The 11,584-nt window shown below is 67.0% G+C and carries 12 protein-coding genes; 3 read left to right on the plus strand and 9 right to left on the minus strand.

Annotated elements, in window-relative coordinates:
- On the minus strand, window positions 1-1,495 hold a 1,495-nt coding region (locus P1U75_RS00075), incomplete at its 3' end, for a monovalent cation:proton antiporter-2 (CPA2) family protein (RefSeq protein WP_300238244.1).
- A gap of 21 nt (window positions 1,496-1,516) precedes the next feature.
- Complete coding sequence (locus P1U75_RS00080) at window positions 1,517-1,972, minus strand: Lrp/AsnC family transcriptional regulator (protein WP_300238245.1); 456 nt, start codon at window positions 1,970-1,972, stop codon at window positions 1,517-1,519.
- Between the two features lie 145 nt (window positions 1,973-2,117).
- On the opposite strand from P1U75_RS00080, the gene hppD reads away from it, so the two are divergent.
- A complete protein-coding gene (gene hppD, locus P1U75_RS00085; RefSeq protein WP_300238247.1) occupies window positions 2,118-3,233 on the plus strand; it encodes a 4-hydroxyphenylpyruvate dioxygenase in 1,116 nt (371 codons plus the stop codon).
- A 43-nt stretch (window positions 3,234-3,276) separates the two neighbouring features.
- Here the strand turns inward: hppD and tpiA are convergent, their stop codons facing one another.
- The 5 genes from tpiA to P1U75_RS00110 form a co-directional block, all read right to left on the minus strand.
- Window positions 3,277-4,029 (minus strand): triose-phosphate isomerase, encoded by a 753-nt coding sequence (tpiA, locus tag P1U75_RS00090; protein WP_300238249.1) that lies wholly within the window; start codon window positions 4,027-4,029, stop codon window positions 3,277-3,279.
- Between the two features lie 81 nt (window positions 4,030-4,110).
- Window positions 4,111-4,485, minus strand: a complete 375-nt coding sequence (locus P1U75_RS00095; protein WP_300238252.1) for an iron-sulfur cluster assembly accessory protein — start codon at window positions 4,483-4,485, stop codon at window positions 4,111-4,113.
- Between the two features lie 317 nt (window positions 4,486-4,802).
- A complete protein-coding gene (locus tag P1U75_RS00100) occupies window positions 4,803-5,165 on the minus strand; it encodes an SUF system Fe-S cluster assembly protein (RefSeq protein WP_300238254.1) in 363 nt (120 codons plus the stop codon).
- A 67-nt stretch (window positions 5,166-5,232) separates the two neighbouring features.
- The gene (gene rimK / locus P1U75_RS00105) at window positions 5,233-6,639 is read right to left on the minus strand and encodes a 30S ribosomal protein S6--L-glutamate ligase (protein ID WP_300238256.1); all 1,407 of its coding nucleotides are present in this window, start codon (window positions 6,637-6,639) and stop codon (window positions 5,233-5,235) included.
- A 103-nt stretch (window positions 6,640-6,742) separates the two neighbouring features.
- The gene (locus P1U75_RS00110; protein WP_300238258.1) at window positions 6,743-7,951 is read right to left on the minus strand and encodes an MFS transporter; all 1,209 of its coding nucleotides are present in this window, start codon (window positions 7,949-7,951) and stop codon (window positions 6,743-6,745) included.
- An 81-nt stretch (window positions 7,952-8,032) separates the two neighbouring features.
- Between P1U75_RS00110 and tgt the strand changes: the two genes are divergently transcribed.
- Window positions 8,033-9,163 carry a tRNA guanosine(34) transglycosylase Tgt gene (gene tgt / locus P1U75_RS00115; protein WP_300238260.1) on the plus strand — a complete coding sequence of 377 codons (1,131 nt, stop codon included), beginning with the start codon at window positions 8,033-8,035 and terminating at the stop codon, window positions 9,161-9,163.
- A gap of 12 nt (window positions 9,164-9,175) precedes the next feature.
- Here tgt and P1U75_RS00120 read toward each other — a convergent pair whose 3' ends face one another.
- Complete coding sequence (locus P1U75_RS00120; protein WP_300238262.1) at window positions 9,176-9,868, minus strand: helix-turn-helix domain-containing protein; 693 nt, start codon at window positions 9,866-9,868, stop codon at window positions 9,176-9,178.
- Between the two features lie 156 nt (window positions 9,869-10,024).
- On the opposite strand from P1U75_RS00120, the gene P1U75_RS00125 reads away from it, so the two are divergent.
- Window positions 10,025-10,399 carry a group 1 truncated hemoglobin gene (locus P1U75_RS00125; protein WP_300238264.1) on the plus strand — a complete coding sequence of 125 codons (375 nt, stop codon included), beginning with the start codon at window positions 10,025-10,027 and terminating at the stop codon, window positions 10,397-10,399.
- Between the two features lie 51 nt (window positions 10,400-10,450).
- Here P1U75_RS00125 and P1U75_RS00130 read toward each other — a convergent pair.
- The coding region (locus P1U75_RS00130; RefSeq protein WP_300238266.1) for a DASS family sodium-coupled anion symporter at window positions 10,451-11,584 on the minus strand (1,134 nt) is incomplete at its 5' end.

The raw sequence follows: 11,584 nt of genomic DNA on the forward strand, positions 1-11,584 counted from the left end.
CCCCCCCCCCCACGACCAGCACCCGCGCCTTGGCCAGCCCGGCCGCCTTGAGCAGTTCGGGCCGGGTGGGATCGCCCAGGAATCCCTTGACGCCGAACCGGCGCATCAGCTGGATCGTTTCCATGTCGTGATCGAGAACGATGGTCTTGATTCCGCTGGCGCGCACCAGCCGGTTGACGATCTGTCCGAACCGCCCGATCCCGGCGATGATGACGGGGCCTTGTTCGTCGATCTCGTCGGGCTTGTGCACCGGCGCCCTGTCCTTCATGCGCTTTGACAGCAGATCGTAGGCGATGAACAGCAAGGGCGTGATCAGCATGGTCAGCGCCACCACCAGAAGCAGCTTCTCGGAAAGCTCCTGCGGGATCACGTTCTGCTGGCTGGAAAAGGCCAGCAGGACGAAACCGAATTCGCCGGCCTGGGCCAGCCCCAGCGTGAACAGCCAGTGATCGCGCCCGCGCAGATTGAAGGCGCGGCCGACGAAGAACAGCACCGTCCCCTTGGCCAGGATCAGCAGCAGCGCCAGCCCGATCAGGTCCAGCGGATCGGCCAGGAAGGCGTGGTAGTTGATGCCGGCGCCGACGGTGATGAAAAAGAGGCCCAGCAGCAGCCCCTTGAACGGTTCAAGGTCGCTTTCCAGCTCGTGCCGGAACTCACTGTTGGCCAGCACCACCCCGGCCAGGAAGGCCCCCAGCGCCGGCGACAGCCCGACCAGCGTCATCAGGAAGGAGATGCCGACCACGATTCCCAGCGCCAGCGCGGTATACATCTCGCGCAGGTTGGCGGCGTGGATGTAGCGAAACACCGGCCGGGCCAGGTAGACGCCGGCGAGGATGATGAAGGCGACCGCGCCAAGGGTCACCAGTGTCACCGCCCAACCCGGCAACCCATCGACCAGCGACAGCCCGCCATGCCCGGTGCCATGCCCGGCGGCTTCGGCGGCACGCTGGATCGACCCGTCGCCGCCGAAATGCGCGCCCTGCGTCACCGCCAGCAGCGGCAGCAACGCCAGGATCGGGATCACCGCGATATCCTGCGTCAGCAGAACCGAGAACATCGAGCGCCCGCCGCCGGTTTGCATCAGGCCCTTTTCCGACAATGTCTGCAGCACGATCGCGGTCGAGGACAGCGACAGCGCCAGGCCGACGGCCAGGCCCACCTCCCATGTCTCGCCCGCCAGCACCGCGACGCCCATGATCGCGAGGGTGGAGAACAGGATCTGCAGCCCGCCCAGCCCGATCAGCCGGTGGCGCATGTCCCACAGCGCGCGGGGGTCCAGTTCCAGCCCGATCAGGAACAGCATCATCACCACGCCGAATTCGGCGAAATGCTGCAAATCCTGGGTTTCCGAGCCCACCAGCCCCAGCACCGGCCCGATCACAATTCCCGCCGCCAGATACCCCAGCACCGATCCCAGCCCCATGCGCGCGGCAAAGGGCACGGCGATCACCGCCGCGGCCAGGTAGACGGTGGCCTGGAACAGGAAGTTTTCCATGAATGCGGCTCCTTTCGGGGGTCAGGTGGGCAGCGGGGCGTCGGGTTTGAACTGATCCATGACGATCTGGCTTTGCACGCGTGCGACCGCAGGATGGGGCAGGATGACCTCGTGGAGCAAGGTGTTGAGGGCCGGAAGGTCGGCGCAATAGACCCGCAGCAGGTAATCTGCCTCTCCGGTCATCGTCCAGGCGCTGATGATCTCGGGCCGGGTGTGCACCAGCCGGGCAAACCCCTCGGCCTGCTCGGGGCCATGCGAATGCAAAAGCACCTGGACGAACCCCTGCACGTGCAGCCCCAGTTTCAGCGGGTCGAGCCGGGCGGAATAGCCCACGATATAGCCCTCCGCCTCCAGCCGCTGACGGCGGCGGCCGGCCTGGCTGGGCGACAGGTTGAGCAACTCGCCCAACTCCTGCGCGGTCAGGTGGGCGTTCTTTTGCAGCGCCGCCAGCAGGCGTGTATCGGTGTCATCGAGCATATGCGGCATTTCCTCGTTCATCTTCTAGATAATGCGCGTAACCCGCGCATCAACCGTCAATCGTGCGAAAGAAAGCGCAAATTCCGCAGGTCCCATGACGTATTTTAAGCATCGCAGAACATTGAGATGAAAAAGGAGACACTGCATGGGACCGTTCCCGCACAATGCCCCGAAATCGGTGATCAGCGCCGAGAACCCTGCCGGCACCGACGGGTTCGAGTTCGTCGAATTCGCGCATCCCGATCCGCAGGCGCTGCGCGATCTCTTCGGCCAGATGGGCTATGAGCTTGTGGGGCGGCACAAGACCAAGCCGGGGATCGAGCTGTGGCAGCAGGGGGACATTACGTACATTCTGAACGCTGAACCGGACACATTCGCCGCCCGTTTCGCCGAGGCCCACGGCCCCTGCGCCGCTTCGATGGGCTGGCGGGTGGTGGATGCGCAGCACGCGTTCGATCATGCGGTGAAGATGGGCGCCGAACCCTATGAGGGGGACGACCGGACCCTGGACGTGCCGGCGATCAGGGGGATCGGCGGCAGCCTGATCTATTTCATCGACCAGTACCACGACACCTCGCCCTATAACCGCGCGTTCGAATGGCTCGAACAGTCCAAGCCCAAGGGCGTGGGATTCTATTACCTCGACCACCTGACCCACAATGTCTTCAAGGGCAACATGGACAAGTGGTTCAAGTTCTACGGCGATCTGTTCAATTTCCGCGAAATCCGTTTCTTCGACATCGAGGGGAAATTCACCGGCCTCTTCAGCCGCGCGCTGACGTCGCCTTGCGGACGCATCCGCATCCCGATCAACGAGGACCGCGGCGAGAAGGGCCAGATCGTGGCCTATCTGAACAGGTACGGCGGCGAGGGAATCCAGCACATCGCGGTGGGAAGCGAAGATATCTACAGCGCTACCGATGCCATCGCCGAAAACGGCATCCGGTTCATGCCGGCCCCGCCGGATGCCTATTACGATCTGAGCCACGACCGCGTGAAGGGCCATACGGAGCCGGTCGACCGGATGAAGAAACACGGCATCCTGATCGACGGCGAGGGGGTTCTGGACGGCGGCGAGACCCGGATCCTGCTGCAGATCTTCTCGAAGACGGTGATCGGGCCGATCTTCTTCGAGTTCATCCAGCGCAAGGGCGATGACGGATTCGGCGAAGGCAACTTCAAAGCCTTGTTCGAGTCGATCGAGCGCGAGCAGATCGAAAGCGGCGAGCTGTCCGGGGCAGATGCGCCCGCCGCCGAATAGCTTGCCCCCGGCGCGCATCCGAGCAGGCGGGCCGGGGAACCGCTCAGGCCGAGGCGTTCAGCGCCGCGACGATGGGTGAAAAATCTGCCGCCGTCAGGCTGGCGCCGCCCACCAAGGCACCGTCCACGTTGGGCACGGCGAAAATCTCGGCGGCGTTGTCGCCCTTGACCGAGCCGCCGTAGAGCAGCCGGACCGAGCGGCCGACACCGGCGCCGAAGCGCGCCTCGAGACGGGCGCGCAGGAAACCATGCACCTCGCCGATCTGCTCGGGCGAGGGCACCCGACCGGTGCCGATGGCCCAGATCGGCTCGTAGGCGATCACCAGGTTCTCGCCGGTGGCCAGATCCGGCACCGATTCCGAGAGTTGCCCGCCGATGATGTCGAGCGTATTGGCCGCCTCGCGCTGGGCCAGGGTTTCACCAAGGCAGACGATGGCGGAGAGCCCGGCCTGCATCGCGGTGCGGGCCTTGGCGCGCACCGTCTCGCTGGTCTCGCCATGATCGGCGCGCCGCTCTGAATGGCCGAGAATGACATGGCGGGCGCCCGCGTCCAGCAGCATTTCGGCGCTCACGTCGCCGGTATGGGCGCCGGAGGTCTCGGCGTGGCAGTCCTGCCCTCCGATGGTCAGGGCGGTGCCCTGAGCGGCCTGTGCGGCGCGGTGGATCAGCGGCGCCGGCGGGCAGATCAGGATGTCGCATTCGGGGGCGGGGTGCGCGCGGGCCAGCGCCTGCAGTTCCGCCAGCGACGCGCCTGTGCCGTTCATCTTCCAGTTTCCCGCCGCGAGTTTGCGCCGCATGCCGTGTCCCCTGTCCCTGTTTCCGACATGTCGTACCATCGGGCGCAGAGGGTGACAATCGGACTGGGCGGCGCGGCGGGCCTAGTCTTCGACTGCGGCGGTGTCCGGGCTGTCCTTGAACTTGATGGATTCGCCGCAGCCGCAGGCCTCGGCCACGTTCGGGTTGTTGAACTTGAACCCGGCCTCCAACAAGGAGACCTCATAGTCGATCTCGGTTCCGAACAGGAACATCTGCGCCATCGGCGCGATCATGATCCGCGCGCCGTCCTGCTCGACGACCTCGTCGTTGGGGTCGGCGGTCTCGACATATTCCATGGTGTATTCCATGCCCGCGCAGCCACCCTTCTTGACGCCGATGCGCAGGCCCGCGTGGCCGGCCTGGTCCATCAGCCTAGCGATCTGCGCCGCGGCGCGCGATGTCATCGTGACGGCTTGCTTGCCGGGAATGCCAAACATATGCGTCTCCTTCATCTTTAACCTAGTCGCGGCCACCGGTGCGCTCAAGGGGGGCTGATCGGTTCGGGGCGGGGAAAATGCGGGGCCGCGCGGATGGGGCGGTCCCGCCTGGGCCAAGAAGTGCCGGGGGGACGGCAATGAAAAAAGGCCCCTCGTGTCCGGGTGCCAACCGCCGGGCAGCGGTTGCCGCAGCAGGAAAGTCCGGTAGGGCGGCATGCGCAGGCTGTCTGCGCGTTGTGACCGTCAGCCGAAGGTTGCGCGACGGATGCATGAAGCTTTTGTAACGCGCCACGCTTTTTTGTGGATATCCGCCGAAGCTACATGAAACCCAGTTCCAGCCGCGCCTCGTCGCTCATCATCTCCATGCCCCAGGGCGGTTCCCAGGTGAGCTCCACGTCCACCTGCTTGACGCCCGCCAGGGGTTCGATCGCATCGGCGACCCATCCGGGCATCTCGCCGGCCACCGGGCAGCCCGGTGCGGTGAGGGTCATCACGATGCGCACTTCGTTCTGATCGGTGATCTCGATCGTGTAGATCAGACCCAACTCGTAGATATTGACCGGGATTTCCGGGTCATAGACCGTCCGGCAGGCCTCGACGATCGGCTCGTAGAGCGGATGATCGACGGACGAGGGCGCGATCAGCGGCGCGCCTTCCAGCGGTTCGGGTGCTTTGGTCATCGGAGCCTCGGTATCATTTCCTGAGCAATTATATAGGAAATGTGGGCCGGGCGTCCAGAGGCTGCGTTCAGGACAGGCGTTTTCGACGCGGAACCGGGCGCGGGCGCGCCTTTTGCTCGATTTCGTCGTAGAGCTTGCCGACCAGATCCTTGCCGGTGGCGCGCTCGATGCCCTCGAACCCGGGCGAGGAATTGACCTCCAGCACCTTGGGCCCGTCGTCGCTGCGCAACAGGTCGACACCGGCCATGTTCAGCCCGAAGGCGCGGGCGGCGCGCACCGCCATGTCGCGCTCGGGTTTGCTTATGCGGGTGACGCTGGCCTGGCCGCCCTGGTGCAGGTTGGAGCGGAAATCCCCCTCGGCGCCGGTGCGTTTCATCGCCGCCACCACCTTGCCGCCGATCACCAGGCAGCGCACGTCCTCGCCGGCGGCCTCCTTGACGAATTGCTGGACCAGGAAATTGGCGCGCAGCCCGCGAAAGGCTGAGATCACGGATTCGGCGGCCTTCTTGGTTTCGGCCAGCACCACGCCCTTGCCCTGGGTGCTTTCCAGCAGCTTGACGATCAGCGGCGCCGATCCCACCAGCCCGATCAGGTTGCCGGTGTCCTTGGGCGAGGCGGCGAAGGCGGTGACCGGCATGCCGATCTTGTGCCGCGCCAGAACCTGATGCGCGTGCAGCTTGTCGCGGCTCGCGGTGATGCCGGCCGAGCCGTTCACGCAATAGGTGCCAATGGTCTCGAACTGCCGGATCACCGCCGTCCCGTAGGGTGTGATCGAGGCGCCGATGCGCGGGATCACCGTGTCGTAGCGCGGCAGGCGCTTGCCGTCGTAATAGACCTCGGGCGCCAGGGCGTTGATCGCCATGTAACAGCGGGTGGTATCGATCACCTCGACCGAATGACCGCGATCCTCTCCGATCTCGACCAGGCGGCGGGTGGAATAGTTGTTCTCGCGGCTCAGCACGGCGATGCGCAGGGCCCGGTTCGGCGCGGCGTGGCGCACCTGGGCGGAATGGTAGACGTCGTAGGACAGGATCGGTTGCAGGTGGCGCTCGGTGGGCGTGATCGAGATGTGGTCGGTCAGCGCCTGGCGGCCCAGCAACATGCGGCTGGTCATGCCGGAACGGTCTGTCAGCGTGATCTCGATCGGCCAGGTCTGACCGGCGACCTCCAGCGACGTGGCGATCACATAGCGCTGCTCGGATTCGCCGTTGGACGATGTCACCTCGCGCCGGTCGGTGACCAGCGCCGAACAGGGGATCGCCAGATCGCCGCGGCCGGGGACCGGGTGCACCGAGAACCGCACCTTGGGCGCGGCGACCGGGCCGAATACCTCGATATCATAGGCATGCAGCGCCGAGGTCCGTGCCCCGGTGTCCACCTTGGCGCTGATCGCGGGCAGGCCGAGGGTGGGAAGGGAAACCCATTCTTCCCAGCCGAAGGTCAACGGCCGGGGCGCGGTGGGGGAATCGGTCATGATCGGCCCTTTCCTGTCCTGCGCCGTGCGGCCTCCCTATCGGTTTGTCGGGTTCACGCAAGGGTGATTTCGTGTCTGGACGGTTTAGCGCGGCGGCGTGGGCTCACGGCCGCATGCGTCGCCGGGCGCGGTCAAGCGCGAGATGGACCAGAAACGCGGCGCCGTAGCAGGCCGCGATCATGGAAGTCATGCCGCGCACTCCGGCCAGCCCCAGCACCGCCAACATCAGTGGCGTGCCCAGCATGTTGCCGAGGTTTCCCATCTGCGCCAGCGCCCCGTTGGCCAGCGCCCGGCTTTCGGCGGTCTGGTTGAGTTCGGCGATGGCGGCAAAGCTCGCCCCCTGCACCAGCCCCAGCGCGGCAAAGAGGGCGATGGCGGGGGTAGCGCCCTGCGGGGCCAGCGGCAGCGTCAGCGCCAGCACGGCGGCCAGGGCGAAACCCGACTGGACCACGCGGATCGCGCGCCAGCGGCGCAACAGGATCACGCCCAGCGTCATCGAGACCGCGATGGCGGCGAGCGGGGCGACGGAGGCGACGAGCGTTGCCGCGCGCGGCGGCAGCAGCGGCGGCCAGACCGCGAGAACCGCGACGAAGGTGATCGTGTAGAACAGCCAGCCCCAGGCCGGCGCCGAGAGAAATGGCGAGCGATAGATCTCGCCATGCCGGTGCAGCAGCGCGCGCAGGGTGAGGCGCGGCGCATTGCGCGGGCCGGGCGTATCGGCGGGCACCAGGTAGCGCAGCGCCAGTGCCATCGTCGCCATCCAGACCCCGTGCGCGGCAAACAGCGGCCCGGGGCCGTACCGGGTGGCGAGCGGCACGCCGAAAAGCGCGGTCAGGGCGAAGGCGACACCAAAGAAGGTGCCCCAGAGCGTCAGCGCGGCGGGACGGATGCGGTCCGGCGCGATCTGGGCGATCAGCGTCGGCGCAGCGACGACAATGGCGAGATGGGTGGCGCCCTCGATCACCCGCAGGGCCAGCATCGCGGACAGGGGCGGCAGCAGCGCTTGCACCAGCGAGATCGCGGCGCCGAGCGCCAGCGCCCCGATCAGCGTCCGGCGAAAGCCGAGGCGCGCCACCAGTATTCCGGCCACCAACCCCAAGACTACCCCGACCAGACTGAGCAGCGAGACCAGGAATCCCAGCGCCGCGCCGGCCCCGGGATAGGCCTGGCCGAGCTGAGGCAGGATCACCGCCATCTTGGAAAACTGCCCGGCGGCGCCGAGGCCGGCGGCATAGAGGGCGAGAATGGCGATCGAGGGAGAGGCGGGGCGGGTCATGGCGGATGTGGTGACCTGCGGCAGGACCGAATGCAAGGGGCAACACCTTGGTACCGGCTCTTGCCAGCGCCGCGCGTTTGCCGCAATACCGGCCCGATCAAACAAGGGCCCGGCGCGATGACGACACGATTTTCCTTTCAGCTGAACGCCAGAGACGGCAAGGCGCGCAGCGGCGTGATCGACACCCCCCGGGGCCTGATCCGCACGCCCGCCTTCATGCCAGTGGGCACGGCGGCGACGGTCAAGGCGATGCTGCCCGAAAGCGTGGCGGCGACCGGTGCCGACATCCTGCTGGGCAATACCTATCACCTGATGCTGCGCCCCACGGCGGAGCGGATCGACCGGCTGGGCGGGCTGCACCGGTTCATGAACTGGGACAAGCCGATCCTGACCGACAGCGGCGGGTTCCAGGTGATGAGCCTGGCCTCCCTGCGCAAGCTGACCGAGGAGGGGGTGACCTTCAAATCGCACATCGACGGCTCGAAACACCACCTCAGCCCGGAACGTTCGATGGAGATCCAGCGGCTGTTGGGCAGCGACATCGTGATGTGTTTCGACGAATGCCCGGCGCTGCCTGCCGACCGCGACCGGATCGCGGAATCGATGCGGCTGTCGATGCGCTGGGCCGAACGCTCGCGCGAGGCTTTCGGTGACCGGCCCGGCCATGCGCTGTTCGGCATCCAGCAGGGCGGGCTGGAACGCGACCTGCGCGAAGAAAGCGCCGAGGCGCTGAAAGAGATCGGCTTTGAGGGTTATGCCATCGGCGGGCTGGCGGTGGGCGAGGGGCAGGCGGCGATGTTCGATTGTCTCGACTATGCCCCCGACATGCTGCCCGAGGATCGGCCGCGCTACCTGATGGGGGTGGGCAAGCCCGACGATATCGTCGGTGCGGTGGCGCGCGGGGTCGACATGATGGACTGCGTGCTGCCGTCGCGCTCGGGCCGCACCGGGCAGGTTTTCACCCGGCGCGGCGTGCTCAACATCAAGAACGCCCGCCACCAGGACGACCCGCGACCGCTGGACGAGCACTGCACCTGCCCGGCCTGCCGCAACTATTCCCGCGCCTACCTGCACCACGTGTTCCGCAGCCAGGAGATCATCAGCTCGATGCTGTTGACATGGCACAACCTGCACTACTTCCAGGAGATCATGCAGGGCATGCGCGACGCCATCGCCGAAGGGCGGTTCACCGCGTGGCAGGCGGCGTTCCACGCGCAGCGGGCCGAGGGCGATATCGAACGGTTGTGAGGGCGGAGGCGCTCAGGGCACCCGCTTGCGCTCGGACGCGAAGGGGCTGAGGCCCAGCCAGCTTTGCATGCTGCGCCGGAGGGCGGGGTCGCCGTCAAACGTGATCTTGTCGGCCGCGCCCGAGACCGTGGTCAGCCCCATCCAGATCGCGGTCATGGTGCGCAGATCGGTGGTCACGTAAAGATCCACGTCGAAGCCGGGATGCGACTGGCACAGGTCGACCGCGCCGTCGGGTTCGACCACCAGCCACCAGTCGCGTTTCGAGGCGGGCAACTCCGGGTAACAAACCTGCACCACGATGCGCCGCTCGGGCAGGGGGGCGGGGTTCAACCCGCGCCGCATGTCCCACATCAGCAGCGAGGGGTCGAGGTTTTCCAGCGAGGGCTGCGATTCCACCCATTTCTGGCCCCAGAGGCCAAAGGCCTCGATCACCGGGCGCAGATCCTGCCCGGCCTCGGTCAGCCGGTATTCGAGCACCTCGGGCTGTTCCGGCACCGGGCGGCGGCTGAGGATGCCAGCCTCCTCCAATTCGCGCAGACGGCGCGACAGCAGGCTGGGCGACATTCGCGGCACCCCCCGGCGCAGGTCGTTGAACCGGGTCGATCCAGCGATCAGCTCGCGCAGCAGCACCATGGTCCAACGGGTGCAGAGCACCTCCGCCGCCATCGCCACCGGGCAGAACTGCCGGTATCCTGTCTGGCTCATTTCCGCATCCCCCCAAGCCGTCCGGCGCCATCGCCCGGTACAGTTCCTGTACTATCACGGTTCGGCACCGCTGGATAGAATCGGCAGCAGGGAACAGAGGGGGGCCGGGCACGCGGCCCCGCTGTTCGGAACGCGACAGAATACGGGAGGAAGACAATGCAAACCAGTCTGTACGAACGCCTTGGCGCCGCAGCCGGGATCAAGGCCATCGTTGCCGACGTGGTCGAGGCGCATATGAACAACCCGGTGATCCGGGCCCGGTTCCTGCCCTATCGGGACGACCCGGAGAACCTGGCGGCGGTGTCGCAGCAGTTGTGCGATTTCCTCTGCGCCGGCAGCGGCGGGCCCGAGACCTATACCGGGCGCGACATGGTGGAGACCCATCGCGGCATGAACATCAACGCCGAGGAGTACATGGCCGCGACCGACGACATCATGGCCACCCTGGCCGCGCATGGCATCGACGAGGGGACGCGCAACGATGTCCTTGCCATCGCCTATGGGCTCAAGGGCGAGATCATGCGGGTGTAAACCCCGGGCGCAAATCGTGGGGGCGCGTCCCGGGGGCCGGGCGGTGCGGGGTCAGATCCCCAGCACCGGCCGCGCCACCAGCCACATCGCCCCGGTGATCAGCAGCGTCGCGATCAGGTTGAGCCAGAGGCCGGCGCGGATCATGTCGCCCATGCGCAGCCCCTCGTAGCCAAAGACGATGGCATTGGGCGGCGTCGCGACCGGCATCATGAAGGCCATCGACGAGGCCAGCGCCACCGGCACCATCAGCCATTCAACCGGCAGCCCCATACCCATGGCCACCGCCCCGAGGATCGGCAGGAAGGTGGCGGTGACGGCGGTGTTCGAGGTCACCTCGGTGATCATCAGGGTCACACCCGCAACCGCCAGAACCAGCAGCCACAGCGGCACCTCGGCCAGCCCGGCAAAGCCGCCACCGATCCAGCCGGCCAGGCCGGTGTGATCGAACCCGGCGGCAAGGGCCAACCCGCCCCCAAGCAACAAAAGGATACCCCAGGGCACCGTTCCGGTGTGCGCCCAGTCGAGCAGCCGTGCGCCGCTGCCATCGCCCGCCGGCAGCACGAAGATGGCGATGGCGGCGGCGATGGCGATCCCGGCGTCGGTCAGCGGCAGGTCCAGCACGCCGCGGAACATCCAGCCCAGGGCCGCCAGCGCAAAGACGGCGGCGACCCGGCGCTCGGGCACGCGCATCGGCCCCAGCGCGCGGCGTTCCCCGGCAATCACCGTCTCGGCCCCGGCCGCGCCGAGATCGCCGAAATGGAACAGCACCCGCGTCAGCAGCAGATAGCAGGCGGCCAGCATCACCGCCGAGATCGGCAGGCCGACCAGCATCCATTGCCCGAAACCCAGTTCGATCCCGTAGGAGGCGGACAGGACGCTGGCCAGCAGCGCGTTGCCGGGGGTGCCGATCAGGGTGCCGACCCCGCCGATCGAGGCCGAATAGGCCACCGACAGCATCAGCGCGACGCCGAACCGGCGCGCGGTCTCGTCATCGTCGGCACGGGCGCCCACCAGTTCGATCACCGGCAGGGCAACGGCGAACATCATCACCGTGCTGGCAGTGTTGGAGATCCACATCGACAGGGCCGCCGTTGCCAGCATGAAGCCGAGCAGAATGCGCCTTGGCGCGGTTCCCATCGCTGCCACGATGGCAAGCGCGATGCGGCGCTGCAGCCCGTGACGCTG

This window comes from Antarcticimicrobium sp. (assembly GCF_029212575.1).
Classification (GTDB): domain Bacteria; phylum Pseudomonadota; class Alphaproteobacteria; order Rhodobacterales; family Rhodobacteraceae; genus Antarcticimicrobium.